This is a genomic window from Nocardia sp. BMG111209, from assembly GCF_000381925.1.
GTDB lineage: Bacteria > Actinomycetota > Actinomycetes > Mycobacteriales > Mycobacteriaceae > Nocardia.
Genome location: NZ_KB907310.1, coordinates 222,061 through 243,375 on the forward strand (window position 1 = coordinate 222,061; position 21,315 = coordinate 243,375).

Annotated in this window: 22 protein-coding genes; 11 read left to right on the top strand and 11 right to left on the bottom strand. The window is 68.1% G+C overall.

The genetic code is table 11. From position 1 onward, the window contains the following. Positions 1-36: 36 nt before the first annotated feature. Both G361_RS0139400 and G361_RS0139405 read left to right on the top strand, forming a co-directional pair. Positions 37-3,990, top strand: a complete 3,954-nt coding sequence (locus G361_RS0139400) for a DNA-directed RNA polymerase subunit beta' (protein WP_019932662.1) — start codon at positions 37-39, stop codon at positions 3,988-3,990. Positions 3,991-4,313: 323 nt separating this feature from the next. Then, a complete protein-coding gene (locus tag G361_RS0139405) occupies positions 4,314-4,838 on the top strand; it encodes a hypothetical protein (RefSeq protein WP_019932663.1) in 525 nt (174 codons plus the stop codon). A 70-nt stretch (positions 4,839-4,908) separates the two neighbouring features. Here the strand turns inward: G361_RS0139405 and G361_RS0139410 are convergent, their stop codons facing one another. Then, complete coding sequence (locus G361_RS0139410) at positions 4,909-5,262, bottom strand: YrdB family protein (RefSeq protein ID WP_019932664.1); 354 nt, start codon at positions 5,260-5,262, stop codon at positions 4,909-4,911. A 181-nt stretch (positions 5,263-5,443) separates the two neighbouring features. On the opposite strand from G361_RS0139410, the gene G361_RS0139415 reads away from it, so the two are divergent. From G361_RS0139415 to G361_RS0139425, 3 genes are all read left to right on the top strand, one after another. Continuing rightward, positions 5,444-6,205 carry a DUF4239 domain-containing protein gene (locus G361_RS0139415; protein ID WP_019932665.1) on the top strand — a complete coding sequence of 254 codons (762 nt, stop codon included), beginning with the start codon at positions 5,444-5,446 and terminating at the stop codon, positions 6,203-6,205. 32 nt (positions 6,206-6,237) lie between these two features. Next, positions 6,238-7,152 carry a hypothetical protein gene (locus tag G361_RS0139420; protein WP_019932666.1) on the top strand — a complete coding sequence of 305 codons (915 nt, stop codon included), beginning with the start codon at positions 6,238-6,240 and terminating at the stop codon, positions 7,150-7,152. Between the two features lie 217 nt (positions 7,153-7,369). Next, entirely contained in the window at positions 7,370-7,840 is a 471-nt protein-coding gene (locus G361_RS0139425) for a PaaI family thioesterase (protein WP_019932667.1), read from the top strand. Positions 7,841-7,846: 6 nt separating this feature from the next. Here G361_RS0139425 and G361_RS0139430 read toward each other — a convergent pair whose 3' ends face one another. Continuing rightward, positions 7,847-8,842: an aldo/keto reductase gene (locus G361_RS0139430; protein WP_019932668.1), complete on the bottom strand. Its 996-nt coding sequence runs from the start codon at positions 8,840-8,842 to the stop codon at positions 7,847-7,849. Between the two features lie 144 nt (positions 8,843-8,986). Between G361_RS0139430 and G361_RS46270 the strand changes: the two genes are divergently transcribed. Further along, on the top strand, positions 8,987-9,856 hold the full coding sequence (locus tag G361_RS46270) for a helix-turn-helix transcriptional regulator (RefSeq protein WP_036496688.1): 870 nt from the start codon (positions 8,987-8,989) through the stop codon (positions 9,854-9,856). A 15-nt stretch (positions 9,857-9,871) separates the two neighbouring features. On the opposite strand, the gene G361_RS0139440 is transcribed toward G361_RS46270, so the two are convergent. The 3 genes from G361_RS0139440 to G361_RS0139450 form a co-directional block, all read right to left on the bottom strand. Further along, positions 9,872-10,849, bottom strand: coding sequence for a pirin family protein (locus G361_RS0139440; protein WP_019932670.1), 978 nt, complete (start codon positions 10,847-10,849; stop codon positions 9,872-9,874). Beyond that, complete coding sequence (locus tag G361_RS0139445) at positions 10,846-11,157, bottom strand: GNAT family N-acetyltransferase (RefSeq protein WP_019932671.1); 312 nt, start codon at positions 11,155-11,157, stop codon at positions 10,846-10,848. The genes G361_RS0139440 and G361_RS0139445 overlap by 4 nt, the downstream gene beginning before the upstream one ends. A gap of 245 nt (positions 11,158-11,402) precedes the next feature. Continuing rightward, entirely contained in the window at positions 11,403-11,867 is a 465-nt protein-coding gene (locus G361_RS0139450) for a MarR family winged helix-turn-helix transcriptional regulator (RefSeq protein ID WP_019932672.1), read from the bottom strand. A 198-nt stretch (positions 11,868-12,065) separates the two neighbouring features. On the opposite strand from G361_RS0139450, the gene ribA reads away from it, so the two are divergent. The 3 genes from ribA to G361_RS0139465 all read left to right on the top strand — a co-directional run bounded on the left by ribA (position 12,066) and on the right by G361_RS0139465 (position 13,706). Continuing rightward, positions 12,066-12,650: a GTP cyclohydrolase II gene (gene ribA / locus G361_RS0139455; protein WP_019932673.1), complete on the top strand. Its 585-nt coding sequence runs from the start codon at positions 12,066-12,068 to the stop codon at positions 12,648-12,650. 31 nt (positions 12,651-12,681) lie between these two features. Then, positions 12,682-13,428, top strand: coding sequence for a dioxygenase (locus tag G361_RS0139460; RefSeq protein WP_036496689.1), 747 nt, complete (start codon positions 12,682-12,684; stop codon positions 13,426-13,428). 77 nt (positions 13,429-13,505) lie between these two features. Further along, a complete protein-coding gene (locus G361_RS0139465) occupies positions 13,506-13,706 on the top strand; it encodes a hypothetical protein (protein WP_019932675.1) in 201 nt (66 codons plus the stop codon). Between the two features lie 22 nt (positions 13,707-13,728). Here the strand turns inward: G361_RS0139465 and G361_RS0139470 are convergent, their stop codons facing one another. Next, positions 13,729-14,220, bottom strand: a complete 492-nt coding sequence (locus G361_RS0139470) for a histidine phosphatase family protein (protein ID WP_019932676.1) — start codon at positions 14,218-14,220, stop codon at positions 13,729-13,731. Positions 14,221-14,373: 153 nt separating this feature from the next. On the opposite strand from G361_RS0139470, the gene G361_RS0139475 reads away from it, so the two are divergent. Next, complete coding sequence (locus G361_RS0139475) at positions 14,374-16,044, top strand: FAD-dependent oxidoreductase (RefSeq protein WP_019932677.1); 1,671 nt, start codon at positions 14,374-14,376, stop codon at positions 16,042-16,044. A 63-nt stretch (positions 16,045-16,107) separates the two neighbouring features. On the opposite strand, the gene G361_RS0139480 is transcribed toward G361_RS0139475, so the two are convergent. The 4 genes from G361_RS0139480 to G361_RS0139495 all read right to left on the bottom strand — a co-directional run bounded on the left by G361_RS0139480 (position 16,108) and on the right by G361_RS0139495 (position 19,081). Further along, positions 16,108-16,494, bottom strand: coding sequence for a hypothetical protein (locus tag G361_RS0139480; RefSeq protein WP_155982057.1), 387 nt, complete (start codon positions 16,492-16,494; stop codon positions 16,108-16,110). A gap of 88 nt (positions 16,495-16,582) precedes the next feature. Then, positions 16,583-17,359, bottom strand: coding sequence for an acyl-[acyl-carrier-protein] thioesterase (locus G361_RS0139485; RefSeq protein ID WP_026344075.1), 777 nt, complete (start codon positions 17,357-17,359; stop codon positions 16,583-16,585). A gap of 94 nt (positions 17,360-17,453) precedes the next feature. Next, complete coding sequence (locus G361_RS0139490) at positions 17,454-18,092, bottom strand: GntR family transcriptional regulator (RefSeq protein ID WP_019932680.1); 639 nt, start codon at positions 18,090-18,092, stop codon at positions 17,454-17,456. Next, complete coding sequence (locus tag G361_RS0139495) at positions 18,089-19,081, bottom strand: isopenicillin N synthase family oxygenase (protein ID WP_019932681.1); 993 nt, start codon at positions 19,079-19,081, stop codon at positions 18,089-18,091. Before G361_RS0139495 ends, G361_RS0139490 begins: the two co-directional genes overlap by 4 nt. Before the next feature lie 218 nt (positions 19,082-19,299). On the opposite strand from G361_RS0139495, the gene G361_RS0139500 reads away from it, so the two are divergent. Then, the gene (locus G361_RS0139500) at positions 19,300-20,169 is read left to right on the top strand and encodes an alpha/beta fold hydrolase (protein WP_019932682.1); all 870 of its coding nucleotides are present in this window, start codon (positions 19,300-19,302) and stop codon (positions 20,167-20,169) included. A gap of 24 nt (positions 20,170-20,193) precedes the next feature. Here G361_RS0139500 and G361_RS0139505 read toward each other — a convergent pair whose 3' ends face one another. Beyond that, positions 20,194-21,306, bottom strand: coding sequence for a winged helix DNA-binding domain-containing protein (locus G361_RS0139505; protein WP_019932683.1), 1,113 nt, complete (start codon positions 21,304-21,306; stop codon positions 20,194-20,196). Positions 21,307-21,315 lie beyond the last annotated feature (9 nt).

Sequence of the window (21,315 nt, forward strand, 5' to 3'; positions counted from 1 at the left end):
CTCGATACTGAACCCGAACAGGGGAAAGGAAGTTACGTGCTAGACGTCAACTTCTTCGATGAACTCCGAATCGGCCTGGCCACCGCCGAAGACATCCGTCAGTGGTCCTACGGTGAGGTCAAGAAGCCGGAGACCATCAATTACCGCACACTCAAGCCGGAGAAGGACGGCCTGTTCTGCGAGAAGATCTTCGGCCCCACCCGGGACTGGGAGTGCTACTGCGGTAAGTACAAGCGCGTTCGCTTCAAGGGCATCATCTGTGAGCGCTGTGGCGTCGAGGTCACCCGCGCCAAGGTGCGCCGCGAGCGGATGGGCCACATCGAGCTGGCCGCCCCGGTCACGCACATCTGGTACTTCAAGGGTGTGCCGTCGCGCCTGGGCTACCTGCTCGACCTGGCGCCGAAGGATCTCGAGAAGATCATCTACTTCGCCGCGTACGTGATCGTGGGCGTCGACGACGAGCTGCGGCACAGCGAGCTGTCCACGCTCGAGGCGGAGATGGAGGTCGAGAAGAAGGCGGTCGCCGACCAGCGCGACGCGGACCTCGAGGCCCGCGCCCAGAAGCTGGAGGCCGACCTCGCCGAACTCGAGGCCGAGGGCGCCAAGTCCGACGTCCGCCGTAAGGTCAAGGACGGCGGCGAGCGCGAGATGCGTCAGCTGCGCGACCGCGCCCAGCGCGAGCTGGACCGGCTCGACGAGATCTGGACCACGTTCACCAAGCTGTCCACCAAGCAGCTGATCGTGGACGAGGTGCTGTACCGCGAGCTGCAGGACCGCTACGGCGAGTACTTCACCGGCGCGATGGGTGCCGAGGCCATCCAGAAGCTGATGGAGAACTTCGACATCGCGGCCGAGGCGGAGCACCTGCGTGAGGTCATCCGCACCGGTAAGGGCCAGAAGAAGCTGCGCGCCCTCAAGCGCCTGAAGGTCGTCGCCGCGTTCCAGACCAACGGCAACTCGCCGATGGGCATGGTCCTCGACGCCGTCCCGGTGATCCCGCCGGAACTGCGCCCGATGGTGCAGCTCGACGGTGGCCGCTTCGCGACCTCCGACCTGAACGACCTGTACCGCCGCGTCATCAACCGCAACAACCGCCTCAAGCGACTGATCGACCTGGGTGCGCCCGAGATCATCGTGAACAACGAGAAGCGGATGCTGCAGGAGTCGGTCGACGCCCTGTTCGACAACGGCCGCCGCGGCCGCCCGGTCACCGGACCGGGTAACCGCCCGCTGAAGTCGCTGTCCGATCTGCTCAAGGGCAAGCAGGGCCGGTTCCGCCAGAACCTGCTCGGCAAGCGCGTCGACTACTCGGGCCGTTCCGTCATCGTCGTCGGCCCGCAGCTCAAGCTGCATCAGTGCGGTCTGCCCAAGCTGATGGCGCTGGAGCTGTTCAAGCCGTTCGTGATGAAGCGGCTGGTCGACCTGAACCACGCGCAGAACATCAAGTCCGCCAAGCGGATGGTCGAGCGGCAGCGGCCGCAGGTGTGGGACGTCCTCGAAGAGGTCATCGCCGAGCACCCCGTGCTGCTGAACCGCGCGCCCACCCTGCACCGGCTGGGCATCCAGGCCTTCGAACCGCTGCTGGTCGAGGGCAAGGCGATCCAGCTGCACCCGCTCGTGTGTGAGGCGTTCAACGCCGACTTCGACGGTGACCAGATGGCCGTGCACCTGCCGCTGTCCGCGGAGGCGCAGGCCGAGGCCCGCATCCTGATGCTGTCCTCGAACAACATCCTGTCGCCGGCCTCGGGGCGGCCGCTGGCCATGCCCCGTCTGGACATGGTGACCGGCCTGTACTACCTGACCCGTCTCGAAGAGGGCGCGAAGGGCGAGTACCGCGAGGCCGCCACCGACGAGCCGGAGTTCGGCGTGTACTCCTCCGCGGCCGAGGCCCAGATGGCCGTCGACCGTGGCGAGCTCACCGTGCGCTCGCTGATCAAGGTCCGCCTGACCGATCAGCGTCCGCCGCGCGAGATCGAGACGGCGGAGTTCCCGGACGGCTGGCAGCGCGGCGACTCGTGGGCGATCAAGACCACGCTGGGCCGGGTGCTGTTCAACGAGCTGCTCCCGCACGACTACGCGTTCATCAACGAGCAGATGCCGAAGAAGCGGCAGGCGACGATCATCAACGATCTCGCCGAGCGCTACCCGATGATCGTGGTCGCGCAGACCGTCGACAAGCTCAAGGACGCGGGCTTCCACTGGGCCACCCGCTCCGGCGTCACCGTCTCCATGTCGGACGTGCTCGTTCCGCCGGAGAAGGCGGAGATCATGGAGCGCTACGAGGCGCAGTCCGAGCAGATCGAGAAGAAGTACCAGCGTGGTGCTCTCGATCACCAGGAGCGCAACAACGCCCTGGTGAAGATCTGGCAGGAGGCCACGGAAGAGGTCGGTAAGGCGCTGCGCGCGCACTACCCGCCGGACAACCCGGTCATCACGATCGTCGACTCGGGCGCCACGGGTAACTTCACCCAGACTCGTACCCTCGCGGGCATGAAGGGTCTGGTGACCAACCCGAAGGGTGAGTTCATCCCGCGGCCGATCAAGTCCTCCTTCCGTGAAGGCCTGACGGTGCTGGAGTACTTCATCAACACCCACGGCGCGCGTAAGGGTCTGGCCGACACCGCGCTGCGTACCGCCGACTCGGGCTACCTGACCCGTCGTCTGGTGGACGTGTCGCAGGACGTCATCGTGCGCGAGACGGACTGCGCCACCGAGCGCGGCATCATCGTGCGGATCGCGGAGAAGCAGCCGGACGGCTCGCTGATCCGGGACGCGCACGTGGAGACCAGCACCTACGCCCGGACCGCGGCCACCGACATCCTCGACGCCGCGGGCAACGTGGTGGTCGAGAAGGGCCACGACATCGGCGATCCGGCGCTCGAGGCACTGCTCGAGGCCGGCGTCACCGAGGTCAAGGTCCGGTCGGTGCTGACCTGTACGTCGGGCACCGGCGTGTGCGCGATGTGCTACGGCCGCTCGATGGCCACCGGCAAGCTGGTCGACGTCGGCGAGGCCGTCGGCATCGTCGCCGCCCAGTCCATCGGTGAGCCCGGTACCCAGCTGACCATGCGTACCTTCCACCAGGGTGGTGTCGCCGGTGACGACATCACGGGTGGTCTGCCCCGCGTGCAGGAGCTCTTCGAGGCTCGTGTCCCGAAGGGCAAGGCGCCGATCGCGGAGGTCTCCGGCCGGGTGCGGCTGGAGGACGACGACCGCTTCTACAAGATCACCATCATTCCGGACGACGGTTCGGAGGAAGTGGTCTACGACAAGCTGTCGAAGCGTCAGCGGCTGCGGGTGTTCAAGCACGACGACGGCAGCGAGCGCCTGCTCGCCGACAACGACCACGTCGAGGTCGGTCAGCAGCTGCTCGAGGGTTCGGCCGATCCGCACGAGGTGCTGCGCGTGATGGGTCCGCGTCAGGTGCAGATCCACCTGGTCCACGAGGTCCAGGAGGTGTACCGGTCGCAGGGTGTGTCCATCCACGACAAGCACATCGAGGTCATCGTCCGGCAGATGCTGCGCCGCGTCACGATCATCGACTCGGGCGCGACGGAGTTCCTGCCCGGTTCGCTGGTCGAGCGGGCCGAGTTCGAGAACTCGAACCGGCGCGTGGTGTCCGAGGGCGCCGAGCCGGCCGCGGGCCGTCCGGTGCTGATGGGTATCACCAAGGCGTCGCTGGCCACCGATTCGTGGCTGTCGGCGGCCTCCTTCCAGGAGACCACCCGAGTGCTGACGGACGCGGCCATCAACTGCCGCTCCGACAAGCTCATCGGCCTGAAGGAGAACGTGATCATCGGCAAGCTGATCCCGGCCGGTACCGGCATCAACCGCTACCGGAACATCCAGGTCCAGCCGACCGAGGAGGCCCGCGCGGCCGCGTATGCCGTGCCGTCCTACGACGACACCTACTACACCCCGGACGGCTTCGGCCAGACCACGGGTGCGGCGGTGCCGCTGGACGATTACGGGTTCAGCGACTACCGGTAGTCGACCCTCTCGGGTGAGCCGAATCGGCCCCCGCTCCGTATTCCGGAGCGGGGGCCGATTTGTGTTCGGGGTGCGGTGTTCTCGGTGGTAGGCGGCCGTGTGCGGGGTGCGAATATTCGTTTTTCGAGTAGTCGAAAGAATGGAAATCGAAATACGTTGCCGCTGAATTGATTTGTGCACACCACGGAAAGTGTGCGAATGCGATTTGGGCGGAGTGTCGTTCTTTGGCGCGTCGCGCGAGTGGCGTTTAGTGTGGGCAATGCCCGGGAGGTCATCGCCGAATGCGCAGTCGGCAGTCGAGAACGAGATGGAGGTTTCACCGAATGAGCGACACCAGTGTCGAAGACCGACTGACTGCCGTAGAGGCATTCGTGCGTTCGACGGCGACCGATGTCAACGAGTCGAAGATTCGGCTTTGGGGAATGACCCATACGCTGGCCGTGCAAAGTGGTGATGTCGGCGATCTGAAATCTGTCCAGGCCGTCCACACGCGGGACCTCTCCAAGATCGCGGACAGGCTGGACGCGCATGCTGACGGACTTGCGGCGGTCCAGGCCACTCTGGACGTTCACGGCCGGGCCATCTCGGAGATCAAAGCCGTGCAGGCTGTGCATGGCAAGGATATTGGTGAGATCAAAGCCGTGCAGGCTGTGCATGGCAAGGATATTGGTGAGATCAAAGCCGTGCAGGCTGTGCACACCGAAGAGCTCTCTGATATCAAGGTGACCCTGGAGGATCATTCCGGAAAGTTGGAATGGCTCAAAACTGACAGCGATGTGCGGCATAAGCATGTGGTCTCGATGTTGAACAAAATCCTCGATGGAATGAATGAGCTGAAGATTCGATAGTTGCCGCATGCGGGTGGCCCGATTCCGTAGCGGAAGTGGGCCACCCGAGCGGCACGGTGGTGAATTTCTCTCACACCTGATTCCAGATCAGCCGGAGGACGGCGTTGATCGCGTAGATACCGGCGAAGATCAGGGCGGGGGTGAGGGTGGCGGCCGAGTAGAGGGCGAGGGCGGCGCTGCCGAACCAGGCGATCTCGAACACCGCGCGGACGACGCCGTGCAGAGCGTAGGTGGCGTTCTCACCACCGCCGGCGGCGAACAGCGCCCACAGCACCGCGAGGATCGCCGGGGCGCCGAGTCCCGCGACGATCTTGATGATCCAGTTCGGGCTCACCGTGAAGCCCCAGTAGGCGACCGAGCCGAGGGCGCCCAGCTCGAGGAAGAACATCAGGGCGGCATTCGCTCCCTTGGCAACGGTGAGCATTCGAACCTCCGAGTGTGACAGTCGTTCTCTTGTGAGAGCAATGCTCTCTCGGATTGGTCCCGTTTGTCAAGAGCGGTGCTCTCGCGGCGAATCTCGTTCCATCCGTGGGGGTTACGGCTTCGAATACGTGGTGATCGACGCTGCCTGATGAATTGGTTGGGGCTCGGAACGGAGTTGCGGCATGGTTCAGGAACTGATCGCCGCCCTGGTGGGCGCGCTGCTCGCGGTGGTGGTACTGGTTGCGGGGGACCGGATGCGCCCGGCCGCCTGGCGGCAGACCAGCGACGAGGCCTCGGGCACCCTGGCGCTGGACGTCATCAAGACGTTCTTCACCGCCGTCGTCGCCTTCGTCGTGGTCATCTGCTGGCAGCAGTACCAGAACGCGCACAACCACACCGTCACCGAGGCGAAGGGTCTGGTCGAGACCTATTTCGCGGCCCACAACATGGCCGAACCCGATCGGGATCAGGTGCAGCGACTCGTGCGCGGCTACACCGAACAGGTGGTCGGCCCGGAGTGGACCACCATGAGCCGCAACGGCCGCCTCAGCCCGTCCGCGCAGTCGATGCTGGACAACCTCCGCGACGCCGTGGCGCAACAGCATCCGCAGGATCAGGCGGCCACGGACGCACGCGCGTCGGCCCAGGCGGCGCTGGTCAAGGTCGCCGACGCCCGTAGCGACCGCGGCGTGGACGCGGGCCAGGGTGTTCCCGGATTCCTCTTCGTCGCATTGATATTCGGCACGGTGCTGCTGTTGTTCAGTCCGGTGCTCTCCGGCACCCGGGTCACCTGGCGCAGCGTGCTGATGACCGCGGTACTCGGTGTGGTGATCGCCTCGGCGCTGTTGCAAATCCACAACTTCGAAAGGCCGTTCTCCCACACCATCAGCGTTCCGCGCGACGCCTTCGAATTCGCGCTCGCGCGCTACCAGCACATCGGCTGACCATGTTCCCTCGACGAATCGGGTTGATGCCCATGGGTTTCGCGATCGTGCCGGGCGCCGCGCAGGTGGTCGGCGGTTGTGCCGTGGCGATGCTGCTGTCGACGGGTGTGGCCGCGGCCGACCCGGGCCCGATCGCCGGCGTCTCGACCGGCAGCGCCTTGACCGGATCGGGCGGCACAGGCAGCGGTGCGACCGGCTCCGGCGTCGGCAGTGACGACTCCGGCGGTGTGGATTCCGGTAGCGCGCTGAGCCTGCACCCACCGGCTGTGGACGAGACCGCGCGTCGCCAGGAGAAGATCCTGTCCCGCCCGGTGACCCATGCCACGCCGCAGCCCGCCGAACCGGCCGAACCGGCGGACGAGGTCGCGGCCGCCGCACCGGTCGGCCCGGACTCCGGCAGCGTCCAAACCGCTTGTGCCGGTAGCGCGGTCACCGGACTGGGCCTGATCCTGCTCGGGGTACTGACCGGCAGCGGCACCGGTAGCGGCACCGGTGGGAGCAGCCTGGTCGGCACCGGTTCCGGCGGTTCCAGCCTGGTGGGCTTCGGCTCGGGCGGATCCAGTCTGGTGGGTACCGGTTCCAGCGGTTCGGCCCTCGGCAGTGCCGCCGTGGGCAGCGCGGTCACCGGCAGCGCGATCATCACCTGCCTGCTGCCCGGCCCGCCCCCGCCCGTTCCCGAACTGCCCCTACAGATCGGCCCCCCACCAGCACCCGTCCTGCCGATCTTCTTCCCACCGGCCCCCGTGCCCGCCGCACCCGCGCCGCCACCGCCGCCCGCACCCACGCCACCACCCCCGAAATGGCAGGCTCATCCGATCGCCACCGAACAGCCGGCCGCGGACGACGTCGCATGGAATTTGCTGGAACTGATGGCCGTCCTGGTGTCCACGGTGCTGATCGGCGTCCGGACCCGCACCGCCGAAGCCCGCGCACGCCGTCCCGTCTGACCTCTGCCGGTCACCGCTGGTATCGGTCGGGTGGTATCTGGTCGTTGCCGGTCGGGTCGGCATCGGCCGGGCGAGTACCGGATCGGTGTTGGTCGGGCGGGTATCGGGTCGGTGTCGGTCGGCGGGGACCGAGTCTGGTGTCGGATGGTGCGTGGACAAATCCCGATCCCGCCGGGTATGAAAAGTAGAACACGTTTCATTCGCGGCAGGAGTTGGTATGGACAGCGCAACCATGGGTGAACTGGTGATGGCCGGTTTCCGGAAACTGGGATTCATCCAGTTCGCCGGCATCGACAGCGTCGAATACCTGCCCGGCCGCAGCGCCGTCGCGATGGCTCCGCAGCCGGAACATCTCAATCACAACGGGGATCTGCATGCCGCGATCCTGTTCGGGCTGGCCGAGACGGCGGCGATGGGTGCGGCGATCTCCGGAATCGTGGATCTGATGGGGGAGGCGTTCATCGTCGCGCGCGACGGTCGCATCGAGTATCTGGCCCGCGCGAAGGGCGAGGCGGGCCCGATCCGGGCCACCGCGGAACTGACGGCGGCAGAACTGGATCGGGCCCGCTCCGGGATCGAGGGTGGGGAGTCGGTCGAATTGGCGGTGCCGGTGGATCTCACCGACAACACCGGGAAATCCGTCGCCGCGGCGTCGTTCACCGCGGTGATCCGGCCGCGCCGGAAGTAGCCCGGCTCAGCGCTCGCTGTCCAGCATCGCCATCTGTGCCTCGGCGTAGCGTCCGCCCGCCACCTGTTCGGCGGGCACCGCCGCCTCGATCTCCGCGATCTCGTCCTCGGTGAGCCGGATGTCCAGCGCCGCGGCGCTCTCGGACCAGCGCGCCGGGGTCCGGGCGCCGATGACGGGGACGATATCGGCGCCGCGGGACAGGACCCAGGCGATCGCGAGCTGGGCCACGGTCGCGCCGCGCCGGTCGGCGATCGTGGCCAGCGCCTCCACCAGCCGCAGGTTGGCGGTGAGGTTGTCGCCCTGGAACCGCGGGCTGTGGGCCCGGAAGTCACCCGGATCGAAGGTCCGCCGGTCGCGCAGCGAATCGCTGAGCAGGCCGCGGGACAGCACGCCGTAGGCGGTGATCGCGATGCCGAGTTCCCGGGTGGTCGGCAGGATGTCACGTTCGATGCCGCGGGAGAGCAGCGAATACTCGATCTGCAGATCGGCGATCGGATGGACGGCGGCGGCCCGGCGGATCGTCTCCGCGCCGACCTCGGACAGCCCGATGTGGCGGACGTAGCCGGCCTCGACCATCTCGGCGATCGCGCCGATGGTCTCCTCGATCGGCACGTTCGGGTCGAGCCGGGCCGGTCGGTAGATGTCGATGTGATCGACACCGAGCCGTTGCAGCGAATACCCCAGGAAGTTGCGGACCGCGGCCGGGCGGCTGTCGAAACCACCCCAGCTGTTGTCCGGTCCGCGCAGCCCGCCGAATTTGACGCTGAGCAGGTAGTCCTCCCGCTTGCGATCGGCCAGGGCCCGGCCGAGCAGCATCTCGTTGTGGCCGAAGCCGTAGAAATCGCCGGTATCGATCAGATTCGCGCCCGAGTCCAGTGCGGCGTGCACGGTCGCGATCGACTGCGCCTCGTCGGAGGCGCCGTAGGTGCCGGACATGCTCATGCCGCCGAGGCCGATACGGCCGACCAGGGGGCCGGTGAGGCCCAGTTGCACCCGGTCCATCGTGGTTGAGTTGGTCATGTTCCCATCCTGGTCCCTCGATCCCGGGATCCGGCAGAGATGGGGCATCGTGGGATCGGCGATCCCTGTTTGACCCGGATCGGCGATCCCTGTTTGGAGCGCCGGCGGGAGAGGACAGTGGAGCGCATGGACCGCGACGATCTCGCCGATTTCCTGCGCCGCCGCCGCGAGCAGCTGCAGCCGTCCGACGTGGGCCTGCTGCCGGGGGTGCGCCGCCGCACCCCGGGTCTGCGGCGCGACGAGGTGGCGCTGCTGGCCGGGATGTCGACCGACTACTACACCCGGCTCGAGCAGTCCCGCGGACCGCGGCCGTCGGTGCAGGTGCTCGGCGCGCTGGCCCGCGCGCTGCGGCTCACCGACGACGAGCGGGACCACCTGTTCCACCTGTGCGGGCACACCGCCCCGGCTCGCGGCGGCGACCGGCACGTCGGGCCGGGACTGCTGTTCCTGCTGAACAAACTCGACGACACCCCGGCCTGTGTGATCTCGGATCTCGGCGAGGTACTGACCCAGAACCGGATGCACGTCCTCATGTCCGGTGAGCGGCTGCAACACACCGGGCTGGATCGCTACATCGCCTGGCGCTGGTTCACCGATCCGGAGGTCCGCACCCGATTCCCGGACGACGCCGACCGCATCGGCCGCAAACACGTCTCGGATCTGCGCGCCACTGCCGCGCGCCGGGCCGGGGACGCCGACGTCACCGAGCTGGTGACCCGCCTGCGCGCGGCGAGCCCGGAATTCGAGCGACTGTGGAGCGACCACGAGGTCGGCGTACGGCTCAACGACACCAAACGCATCCACGATCCGCGGGTCGGTGTGCTGGACCTGATCTGCGAGACCCTGGTCACGCCGAACGCCACCCAGAAACTGCTGGTCTACTACCCGAGACCGGGTAGCGACGCACAGCAGAAGTTGGACCTGTTGCGCGTCATCGGAACTCAGTCGCTGACGACCGAAAGTGATTCCGCCGAGCGACTTCTGGAACGCGGATAGCCGGAATACGTTGTGTCAGCCGGTGATCCGGCGCTTGCGGGGCCGCAGTCGCAGGTTCGGCAGCGGCGGCGCCGGAATACGCCGATCGGCCGGGTGGCCGGGAACGTCGCCGAAGCGGGTGGTGTCGTGCTGCTCCCAGGCCGTGCGCGCGGCCTCGATCTCGTCGTGACTGCGGGCGACGAAGTTCCACCACATCACCAGATCCTCGGCGAACGGCTCGCCGCCGATCAGCACCGCGTGCGCACCGCCCGGCGCGGTCAGGGATACGGATTCGCGGCCGGCCCCCAGGTACAGCAGCGGGCCCGGCGACAGGGTCACCCCGGCGACGACCGGTTCGCCGGAGACCACCAGCACGGCGTGCTCGAAGGCCGGATCCAGCGGCAGGTCGACGGCCGCACCCGGTTCGAGGGTCAGATCGGCGCCGACGATCGGGGTGTAGGCGACGGCGGGGGAGGTGGCGCCGCCGAGCGTCCCGATCAGTACGGTCGCGCGCAGGCCCGGCAGGTCGAACATCGGCAGTTCGCGATGCTGCTCGAAATGCGGGTCGATCCCGGTGCGGTCGCCGGGCAGCGCGATCCACAGTTGCAGGCCGTGCCCGGCCGGCGCGCCCGGGACGGTGTACTCGGAATGCGCGATCCCGCGCCCGGAGGTCATCAGGTTCAGCTGGCCGGGCTGGATCTCGACATCGGAACCGAGGCTGTCACGGTGCCGGATCCGGCCGTCGAAGGGCCAGGTCACCGTCTGCAATCCGATGTTCGGATGCGGGTCGATATCCGGCGGCAACTCCTCGGCGGGTGCGAGCGAGCCGAAATGGTCCAGGAAGCACCAGGCGCCGACGGTGGGCAGATCCCGTTGCGGCAGAACACGTTCCACGCTCACGCCGCGCACACCCCCGAGCGGCACCACGCGGGCGGGATGCAGATCGGTGCGCGGGCCGGGTGCGGGCGCGGCCTCGCACACCGCCTCCGACGGTGCGACCTCGAGGTCGCTCATCGCTGAATTCCCTTGCCCACCACATGCGCATCGTAGTCGGGGTGCTTGTCCAGCCAGCCCTTGACGAACGGGCAGCGCGCCACGATGCCGCGGCCCCGGCCGATCACGTCGTCGACCGCCTCCCGGACCAGCGCGTTCGCCAAACCCTTACCGGTGTATTCGCTGTCGACCTCGGTGTGCACGAAGATGGTGTCGTGATCTCGCTCACGGAATTCGGCGTAGCCGGCCAGCGTATCGCCGTACCACACCTCGTAACGGTGCTGTGCGTCGTTGCGGACGACGGTCGTCGCCACCGCCTGATCGCTCATGCCTGCGTTCCCCTTCCGTACCCACCCTGCCGACCCCTGGTCGCCCGACTTGTGTTGCCGCGCAAGAGCATACTCACGCGCCGGTCCCCTTCCGCCGGTCGGTGTGCTGGTGAGAGCGGCCGGAGCGGTGCGCGGGCGCATGCCCGGCCGTCGAATCGTAACCATGGTCGCGGCCCTTCGCGCGTGCTGCGCTACCGAATCGAGCGGTCCGCACGGAAAGCAGTGGAAGTGACCATGTTTCGGATTCAGGGCTCGGTGCGCAGCCGCCGGCCGACCTCGTCCAGTGCGATTCCGATCACATCCAACTGCTCGGGAGTCAACACATCGATGAACAATTCGCGCACCATGGCGACGTGCGCGGGCGCGGCCTGCTCCAGTTTGCGGCGGCCGGCCTCGGTGAGTACGGCGTACACCGCGCGCATATCGCTGCGGCAGGAGCGGCGGCGCACCAGCCCGGCCTGCTCCAGCCGGTCGATCTGATAGGTGAGCTTGCTCTTGGAATTCACCAGCGCGTCGGCCAGTTCGGTCATCCGCAACTCGTGGCCCGGCGCGGCCGAGAGCCGGACCAGGATCTCGTATTGCAGATGGGACAGCCCGGCATCGTGTTCCAGCTGCCGGTCGAGTCGCCGGCCGAGCAGACCGGCCGCGGTGAGGAAGGCGATCCAGGCGCGCTGCTCCCGATCGTCGAGCCACCGCGGATCACCGTCCATATTCCGAGATTACCGCCGCACCGGCTCGGAATAACCGCACCGGGTAGCCTGTTGTTCAAATTTGAACTGGTAGATCTCGCAGCTCGGAGCAGTCATATGGAGCCAGCCGCTACGGCGTCGGAGATGCCTCTTGCTACGGCGTCGGGGACGCCAATTGCTACGGCGTCGGAGACGTCGATCGCTACCGTCCGCACCCGCGTGCGGATCCCGCTCACCTTCGGCGACGGCTACTCCGCCCCCGCCGAGGCGGTCACCTTCGACGGACTCAGTGACGGCAGGGAGCATCTTGCCCTGATCCTCGGCGTGCCGCGACCCGGGCGGGTGCCGCTGGTGCGCCTGCACTCCGAATGCCTCACCGGCGACGTCTTCGGCTCGGCCCGCTGCGACTGCGGCCCGCAACTGCGCGAGGCGGTGCAGCGGATCTCCGAGATCGGCGGGGTGCTGCTCTACCTGCGTCAGGAGGGCCGCGACATCGGCCTCTACAACAAACTCGACGCCTACGCCCTGCAGGACGGGGGCCTGGACACCTACCAGGCCAACGCCGCGCTGGGCCTGCCCGAGGACGGCCGCGACTACACCCCCGCGGCCCAGATGCTGACCGCGCTGGGCCTCACCGAGATCGAGCTGCTCACCAACAATCCGGACAAGCCCCGGCAGTTGCTCGCGCTCGGTATCGGCGTCCGCGCGGCGGTCCCCACCGGTGTGCACTCGACCCCGACCAATCTGCGCTATCTGCGCGCCAAGGTGGAGCGCACCGGGCATACCATCCGATTGATCGGCTGAAGGAGAGCACACCGTGGCCGAAATCACCCGCATGCCCGCCCTGTACCTGAGTCACGGCGCCCCGCCGCTGGCCGACGACCCGATCTGGCCCGGCCAGCTCGCCGCTTGGTCCGCCGAACTGCCTCGGCCGCAATCGATTCTGGTGGTCTCCGCGCACTGGGAGGACGCCCCCGTCACCCTCGGCGCGACCACCACGGTGCCGCTGATCTACGACTTCTGGGGTTTCCCGGAGCACTACTACCGGGTACGCTACCCGGCCCCCGGCGCCCCCGAACTCGCCGCGAAAGTCCGTGCGCTGCTGGGCAATACCGTTCACGATGCCCCCGACCGCGGGCTCGACCACGGCGCCTACGTCCCACTGGTCGAGATGTATCCCGCCGCCGACATCCCGGTACTGCAACTGTCCATGCCGACCCTCGACCCCGCCGGGCTGTTCGACCTCGGCCGCGCGCTCGCGCCCCTGCGCGACGAGGGTGTCCTGATCATCGGTAGCGGCTTCTTCACCCACAACCTCCGTGCCCTGCACGCCGAGACCGTCCCCGCCTGGTCCCGGGAATTCGACGAGTGGGGCCGGGAGGCCGTCGCGGCCGGCGATATCGACGCGCTGCTGGATTTCCGCCACACCGCGCCAGGTCCGGCGCTGGCCCACCCCCGCACCGAACATTTCGCACCGCTGTTCGTCACTCTCGGTGCGGGCGAGGCCGATTCGGGCACGCTGCGCTCGACCATCGACGGCTTCTGGATGAATTTGGCGAAACGGTCCGTTCAGCTCGGCTGAGCGTGCCGTCGGCGAGCTGCCGGTTCCGGCCGTCGGGACATCCTCGGCGCGGCGCCGATTTCCCCTACCCTGGGAGCATGGCCAAGGAAATCGATCGTGTCAGGGCCCGCTCGGCCCTGGAGACGATCAAGGAGAGTCCGTTCATCGCCACGGTCGCGATACTGCCCGTGGTCGCCGTGCTCGGTGTGGTGTGGTGGCTGACCAACTGGTTCGTCGCACTCATCGTGCTGGTTGCGCTCGGCGCGGTCGTCGTCGTGCGGGGCAAGCTGCTGAGCTGATCCGCACGGAGCCGGGACGGGCTCAGCGGGGGACGTGGAAACCCAGTAGTTCCCCGGTGCCCGCGTCGGCGCGTGCCCAGGGACGGTCGAATTCCAGCACGGCCAGCGCCGAGGTCGGGAATTTGCGGCTCAGTTCCGTGGCGGGCTCGGATTCGCGATTCGCGGCCAGCTCCCACGCCGTCCACGGCATCCCGGGTGCGTGCCCGACCAGCAGCAGCGTCTGCACCTCGTCGCCGGTGAGCTGGATCAGGTCGACGAGCGTGTGCGGCGTCGCCTCGTAGATCGACGGTTCGAACAGTACGGGCGCGGTGACGCCGGTGGCGGCCAGGGTCTCCCTGGTCCGCACCGAGGTCGAGCAGCGCACCGCGTCGATCTGCGGCTGCGTGGCGCGCAGCCAGTCACCGGCCAGTGCCGCCTCCCGGCGGCCGCGCGGCGCCAGCGGCCGGTCGTGGTCGGCGACACCGGGCGGGTAGCTGGACTTACCGTGCCGCATCAAGATCAATGTGCGTGCCATGGCCTCTACCGTATGCCGGGCAGAGATGTATCTCACTCTCGAGGCACACTGAAGGTGGCGTCACACTGGAATCCACGGATACCAGCGTGGAGCATGCTCCGCATCGAGCCCCGGTGCGGTACATCCCCTGAAAGTTTCGAGGATCTGCGAGATATGGCCTATGTGATCACGCAGCGTTGTTGCAACGACGCCAGCTGCGTCCCCGAGTGCCCGGTCGATTGCATTCGTCCCACTCCGGAGCAACCCGAGTTCGCGACGACCGAGCAGCTGTACATCGACCCCGACACCTGTATCGACTGCGGTGCCTGCGTGGATGCCTGCCCGGTGGAGGCCATCTTCTCCGAGGACGATCTGGTGGCTTCGCTGGCGCGATTCCGCGACATCAACGCCGCATATTTCGAACGGCACCCGCTCGAGTCGAACTTCGAGCCGATCAGCACCCCGGCCCGGCCGCCCAAGGAATTGGGCACCCTGCGGGTCGCGATCGTCGGAGCCGGCCCCGCCGCCTGCTACGCCGCCGACGAACTGCTGCGGCGCGCCGACGTCGAGGTGGAGATGTTCGACCGGTTGCCGACCCCGTGGGGTCTGGTCCGGGCCGGCGTCGCCCCCGACCACGCCGGCACCAAGCGCGTGTCGACCATGTTCGAGAGCGCGTTCCGCCGCGACACCCTGCAGTACTACCTCAACGTCGAGGTGGGGCAGCACGTCAGCCACGACGAGCTGGTCGCGCACCATCACGCCGTGATCTACGCCGTCGGCGCCTCCACCGACCGGCGCCTCGGCGTGCCCGGCGAGGATCTGCCCGGCAGCCATTCCGCGACCGAGTTCGTGGCCTGGTACAACGGCCATCCCGACTACGCCGGCCGTACCTTCGATCTGTCCGGTGAGCGGGCGGTCATCGTGGGCAACGGCAACGTCGCCCTCGACGTGGCCCGGGTGCTGACCATGGATCCCGACGAGCTGGCGAAGACCGATATCGCCGATCACGCCCTCGACGCGCTGCGCGGCAGCAATATCCGCGAGGTCGTGGTGCTGGGCCGGCGCGGCCCGTTGCAGGCCGCGTACACCAGCCCGGAGTTCCTGGCGCTGACCCACCTGAAGGGCGTGGACGTCATCGTCGACGCGGGCGATCTGGAACTGGACGGGGAGAGCCGGGCCCTGCTCGACGATCCCGAGGTCGAGCCGGCGCTGCAGCTGAAGTACCAGCTGGCGGAGGAGTACGCCGGTGCCCCGCGCAATCCGGAGCACAAGCGCATCGTCTTCCGCTACCTGACCTCGCCGACGGCGATCAACGGCACCGACAAGGTCGAGTCCATCGAGTTCGCGCACAACGAGCTCGTGGCCGACGGATCCGGGCATCTGGTGGCTCGGGCCACCGACCGGCTCGAGACGCTGCCGGCCTCGCTGGTGCTGCGCTCGATCGGTTACAAGGGCCGGCCGGTGCCGGATCTGCCGTTCGACGAGCGGGCGGGTGTGGTTCCCAACGCGCAGGGCCGGGTGCTGTCCGGCGACGAGCCGCTCACGGGCGTGTACGTGTCTGGCTGGATCAAGCGCGGCCCGCGCGGCGTGATCGGGTCCAACCGGGTCGACGCGACCGAGACGGTCGAGCATCTGCTGGCCGATTTCGTCGAGGGCAGGCTCACGGCGCCGCAGAGCGACCGGGCGGCGCTGCGGGCGCTGCTGGTCGAGCGGCAGCCGGATCTGGTGGACCGCGAGGGCTGGAAGGCGATCGATGCCGCGGAGAAGACCGCCGGTAAGTCCGGTGGCCGGCCGCGGGTCAAGCTGACCAGTCTGGAAGAGCTGCTCAAGGCCGCCCGGGGCTGATCCGCACCGAGTCTCCGCGCCCCTGCTGTTTCCGGCATCGACCGGAACGGCCGGGGCGCGGACTCAGTTGGGCAGCAGATTGATCATCAGACCGCCCTTGGTGCACACCGAGGGCACCTTCGCGCTGGGCTGGGCCCGGCAGTCCCAGCCCTCGACCGTCTTGCTCAGGTCGGCCTGTCGCACGTAGGCGCCGGCGACGCGCAGCGCCTCGGCGCAGCCGACCGGGCCGCCGGTCCGCTTCACCGCGATGACCGTGCGGGAGACCCCGCCCCGGTCCGTCACGTGACCACAGCTCACGTCGCCGGGTGCGGTGGGCGGCACGGTTCCGGGCGGACCCTCGGTCGCGGTCACCGTGTCCGACACCGTCCCGGTGGAATCCGATCCATGTCCGCAGCCGGTCAGAGCTGCCGTCGCCGCAGCGGCCAGTAGTGCGAGCCGAACCTTCTGCACGCCGAGTTCTCCTCCGTCCGCGGATCACGACGGTGCGGTACCGCCGGGTTCCATCTTGGCAGGCAAACTTCGTGCAAACGGTATTTCGTCAGCCCGGCAGGGGGCCGATACGTACGGTGGTGGTCACCGCGTCGCCGACGATGAACCACAGCCGCAGCACCGGATGGCCCGTACTGCGATCACCGGGTTCGAACCGGCTGCGCACGCTGATGTGCTGGCGGGCCAGGACCGGCGCGACATATTCGATGACCGCGCGGTGCGGGCCGGCCACCAGTTTCGGGAAGTCGACGAGGAAATGTTCCACGGCCTGCCAGTAGGCGGCGTTGTTGACGTGGTTGTACTGGTCGATATCGGTGGCGCGCACCGGAAACGGCAGATCGGTATCGGAGTCCGGCGGGGTCGGATCGGTCAGCCAGGGGCGCCAGCGCAACCGGTGTTCGGCGGTGGTCCGGGCCAGCAGGGCCAGGCCCTCGTCGCTGATCCGGGTCGGCATGTTGGTCGACTCGTTGATGTTGATCCAGAAGCCTTCGCTCTCGACCAGTCCGCCGCCCGCGCTGGTCACCCGCACCCGCATATTCGTCCAGCGGGTCGACATCGCCGAACACCAGCGCCGCAGTTCCACCCGATCCGGCCAGACGATCGGGCGGACCACATCGATGACCGTGCGCCGGACGATCCAATTCGGATCGGTGCGTTCGAAGAAACCGGAGTGGAGCTCCTCCTCGGCGATGTCCTGCAGATAGCGCGCCACGGCATCGAACCGCAGCCGATTGTACGGATCCACATCACCAGCCCGGACAGGCCACGCCGCGGCGAAACCCATGCCCTCCTGGGGAAGCGGGGCGAGTGGCTGATCGAGTGACACTGGAGCTCCTCGCGCTGCACGGATGTGCCGCGTTTTCATGCGTTGTTGTTGCCCCATGACTTTACGGGGCGCACGTCACACCGCCACGGTCGCCTCACCCCCGGTCGAGCCGGGTGATCAGCCCGCAAACATGGGCTTCGGCCGCGGCGCGGGCGGCCGCGGGCCGGCCGGATTCGAGCGCCTCGACGATCCGCCGATGCTCCCGCAGCGCGCTGCGCCGGTTGATCGGCGACTGCCACAGCTCGCCGCGGTACAGATGGGCCTGCGCCTCCAGCCGGGCGAGTTCCCCGGCCAGGACCGGATTTTCGCAACGATCCCGGATGAAGGCGTGGAATTCGAGATCCGCGGCGGTATCGCGATCCGGATCGGCGGCGGCGCGCAGATTCGCCTCCTGCGCGGACAGCAGCCCCGCGAGCAGACCGAGTTCGGCCTCGGTGAGCCGGGTGGCGGCCGCCGCGGCGGCCAGGCCGTCGAGCGCCGATCGCACCGCCAGCACATCCCGGATGCGCCGATCGTCGAGGACGGCGATCCGCGCCCCGGCATTGGGCGAGGTCACCGCCAGACCCTCGGCGATCAACTGCTGCACGGCCTCCCGCACCGGGCTGCGGCTCACCCCCAGCCGCACCGACAGCGCCGGAACACTCAGTGGCGCACCGGGTTCCAGCTCGCCGTCGAGGACCAGGCGGCGCAGCTGCCGATGCACCGCCGGGCCGAGCAGTTCCGGGCCGGTCACGACCGCGGGCGATAGTTGGCCGCCACCCGCGCGGCGATGAAGTCGGCCGCGGTCACCGGCGGATACTCGCCGCGCGGGCCGTGGATCACCGCATCGCGATCGGCCTGGGCGAAGAACGCGATGCTGTACCGGTCGCCCTGATACTCCCCGGCGCCCGGACCGCGCACCCGATGGAAATTCGACGGCAGCAGGTCGTCGCTCCATCGGGTGAGCATGTCACCGATATTGCAGGTGATCAGCGCCGACGACGGGGTGATGGCGGTCCACTGCTGCCCGTCCATCTCGCGGCCCGGACAGACCTGCAGCCCGCCCTGCCCGTCGCGCTGGAAAAGCAGTGTCAGGCAATCGAAATCGGTGTGCGCCCCGGCCCGCCAGCGGTCCGGCGCACCGTACAGCTCCGGCGGGACGGCGAAATAGTGCAGCAGGCGCAGAGTGCACTGATACCGGTCGGAACCCGGATCGTGCGCCGCCGTGAAATGTTCGCGCGGGAAGCCGAGCCGGTCCGCGAAACAGGACAGCACCCGCATCGCCACCGTCCAGCACTGCCGCTCGAATTCGAGTAGCTCCGTGGCGAATTCGGGCAGTTCACCGGCGTCCGGCCAGAGGTCCGTCATATTCGGCCGGGTGATCTGATACGACTCCTTCTGATCGGGCACGCCGATCGACGGCCGCACCTGACTGAGGCTCTCCCAGCCCGCGTTCTTCGCCTTCACCAGTGCGTATTTCGCCTTCACCGGCTCCGGCAGCGCGAAGAACCGCTCGGTCAGCGCGAAGGCGCGATCGATCCGCTCCGGTGTGATGCCGTGCCCGGCCAGCTGGAAGAAGCCGATCTCGGTGGCCGCGGTCCACAGCTCCGCGGTGATCTCCGCACGGCGCGAATCGAATTCGCCGAGATCGATCACCCGGATCTCCCGGTTGCCGGTCTCCCCGCCGAGCCCGCCCATCCGTTTCTCGCGGTCCACTTCGGACAGGTCGTATTCCGTGGTCATGGCAACTCCCGGGACGGTCGTGCGAATACTGTTCAGGCCCCAGTGTCGACCGCGACGATTACATGCAATCGCAACGGTGTTTCGGGAAGGTCACCGCCGATTACATGTCGTGCACGACGCGGTTGCGGACCGCGGCCGCCCGGATACCATTCGCTCGCACTTCCTGTCCCAGCCGAGACCTCGCGCCACCGGCGAGGTCGACCGGAAAGGCGACCACGATGCCGTTCTCCGCGCCGACCCGTGGCTTCCGGCTCCACTACGAGCGCTCGGGCCGAGGGACACCCATCGTGCTCGTGCACGGCAGCCCGGGAGATCACACCGAATATTCGCGTGTGGTTCCACTGCTCGGGGACGACGTCGACGTGGTGACCCCGGACCTCCGCGGTTTCGGAAAATCCGACAAACACCTGAACGACGTGGGTGACGCCTACGCCCTGAGCGGTCAGGTCGACGGCCTCGCCGCGCTCCTCGACGAGTTGCGGATCGCAGACGCGGTGCTCTGCGGGTACGACATCGGTAGCTTCACCGTGCAGGCCCTCGCGCGGAAACGTCCCGATCTGGTCCGTTCCCTGGTGATCGCGCCGCCGGTCATGGGTGTCGGGCGCCGGATTCTCGGGGAGCGTTCGGTCGACGCCTTCCTGCACGCGATCCTCTACAAGACGAGTCTGGTCGAGGATCTGATCGACGGAAGACCCGAGGCGGTCCGTGCCGTACTGCGGGAGAACCTGGTGAAATGGTCGCCGCCCGGGTCGATCGCGTCGGCCGAACTGCTCGATCACCTCACCGAAAACCATTCGGCGCCGGGCGCTTTCCTGGCCGGCATCATGTGGTTCCGGCACCCGGAAGGCAATCCCGTCACCTACTACGCCGCCGAGACCCGGCCGGCGCCCGCCGATCGATTCCCCCGGCACGTCACCGTTCTCTGGCCGGACAGCGATCCGCTCTTCCCCGTCGAATGGAGTGACACGCTCGGCGATTTCTACCGTGACCACGACCTCCACATCATGGCGAACACCGGGCATTTCAGCCCGGTGGACGCCCCGGAAATCTGGGCCCGGCACATCCTCGAGCAGGTGCGGGCCGCGTGATCGCGCCGCACCCGGACCCTGCTGTCAGCCCCTGAGATCGGCTCCGGCGGGCAGGATTTCGGTCGACCGCTCGCGCTCGGGTTCCAGGAAGGCCAGCAGGGCCGACCCCTCGGCCTCGACCTCGTCGCGTTCCGCGGGGGTCCAGGCCCGCAGGGGCGAGATCCGCAATCGGGCCCGGTCGCGGTCGGTGACGACCTTGTAGATCCCCGCCAGAAACCCGTCCACCAGGATCGGCGCGACCTGAGCGGCCATGTGCCGCAACGGCGGTGCGGCCCCGTCCGGCACGATGCGCCGGCGATCCCGGTGTGACAGGTACACGTTGTCGTACCAGCCCAGGAAGCGGACGGGTGCGGGCAGATCCGGATCGGCCAGTTCGGCATCGGCCGGATCGTAGAGAGTGCGGCCGCGCTCGTCGGTGTAGGTGCGCACCCGGTCACCGAGCTGTAGCACCGCCTCCTTGATCCCGACCAGCTTCGACCAGGTCTGGATGTCCATGGTGCTCGCCGGTCCGAAGGCGTACAGATAGCGCAGCACCAGTTCGGCGAGCGGATAGCCGGGCCGCAGCGGCTCGCCCAGCCACGATTCGACCCGCGACCAGGTGGGCCGGCTGTTGTCGCGCCACCGCCCCCGTGGCGGCGTCTGCAGCACCGGCAACTGATACAGCCAGGTCTGCACCACCGGCCCCGGATCCCGGTCCGGATACGCCGCGGCGGCCCGGATCCGCAGTTCGGCGGCCGGTGTGGGCTCGGCGCCGAGGGCCCGCTCACCCCGGGCCCGCACCTCCTCGGGATCCAGCCCGACCATCGCGCCGCCGTTGAAACCCCGGCGGAACGGGATCTTCTCCAGTTCGGGCTGCACATGCGGTGCGATACGCAACGCGTCCGGTGGCGTGACCAGGTGAATCGTCGCTCGCATCAACGTGATGCGGACCAGGCTGCGCGCGGTGAGCCCCTGCGACACCGCCGCCGGATCGAAATCGGCGATGCGGCCGAACAATCCGATGAACGGCGGCGTCACATCCTGGGCCTGCAGGCCGACCAGATGGTCGCACATCTGCGGCACCGACAGCCCGCTGCGCCGCAGCAGGTGCTGGCGCCGCAGCAGCGTGCGGTTGAGGACTCGGTCGGTGAGCGTCATGGTCCGGCC

Excerpts from the sequence above, each read along its gene's own strand:
- G361_RS0139470 (WP_019932676.1), bottom strand. The coding sequence starts at position 14,220 with ATGGCACGCACATTGATCTTGATGCGGCACGGTAAGTCCAGCTACCCG.
- G361_RS0139445 (WP_019932671.1), bottom strand. The coding sequence starts at position 11,157 with ATGAGCGATCAGGCGGTGGCGACGACCGTCGTCCGCAACGACGCACAG.
- G361_RS0139405 (WP_019932663.1), top strand. The coding sequence starts at position 4,314 with ATGAGCGACACCAGTGTCGAAGACCGACTGACTGCCGTAGAGGCATTC.
- G361_RS0139410 (WP_019932664.1), bottom strand. The coding sequence starts at position 5,262 with ATGCTCACCGTTGCCAAGGGAGCGAATGCCGCCCTGATGTTCTTCCTC.
- G361_RS0139465 (WP_019932675.1), top strand. The coding sequence starts at position 13,506 with ATGGCCAAGGAAATCGATCGTGTCAGGGCCCGCTCGGCCCTGGAGACG.
- G361_RS0139475 (WP_019932677.1), top strand. The coding sequence starts at position 14,374 with ATGGCCTATGTGATCACGCAGCGTTGTTGCAACGACGCCAGCTGCGTC.
- G361_RS0139505 (WP_019932683.1), bottom strand. The coding sequence starts at position 21,306 with ATGACGCTCACCGACCGAGTCCTCAACCGCACGCTGCTGCGGCGCCAG.
- G361_RS0139500 (WP_019932682.1), top strand. The coding sequence starts at position 19,300 with ATGCCGTTCTCCGCGCCGACCCGTGGCTTCCGGCTCCACTACGAGCGC.
- G361_RS0139450 (WP_019932672.1), bottom strand. The coding sequence starts at position 11,867 with ATGGACGGTGATCCGCGGTGGCTCGACGATCGGGAGCAGCGCGCCTGG.
- G361_RS0139440 (WP_019932670.1), bottom strand. The coding sequence starts at position 10,849 with ATGAGCGACCTCGAGGTCGCACCGTCGGAGGCGGTGTGCGAGGCCGCG.
- G361_RS0139425 (WP_019932667.1), top strand. The coding sequence starts at position 7,370 with ATGGACAGCGCAACCATGGGTGAACTGGTGATGGCCGGTTTCCGGAAA.
- G361_RS0139460 (WP_036496689.1), top strand. The coding sequence starts at position 12,682 with ATGCCCGCCCTGTACCTGAGTCACGGCGCCCCGCCGCTGGCCGACGAC.
- G361_RS0139430 (WP_019932668.1), bottom strand. The coding sequence starts at position 8,842 with ATGGACCGGGTGCAACTGGGCCTCACCGGCCCCCTGGTCGGCCGTATC.
- G361_RS46270 (WP_036496688.1), top strand. The coding sequence starts at position 8,987 with ATGGACCGCGACGATCTCGCCGATTTCCTGCGCCGCCGCCGCGAGCAG.
- G361_RS0139420 (WP_019932666.1), top strand. The coding sequence starts at position 6,238 with ATGGGTTTCGCGATCGTGCCGGGCGCCGCGCAGGTGGTCGGCGGTTGT.
- G361_RS0139495 (WP_019932681.1), bottom strand. The coding sequence starts at position 19,081 with ATGACCACGGAATACGACCTGTCCGAAGTGGACCGCGAGAAACGGATG.
- G361_RS0139415 (WP_019932665.1), top strand. The coding sequence starts at position 5,444 with ATGGTTCAGGAACTGATCGCCGCCCTGGTGGGCGCGCTGCTCGCGGTG.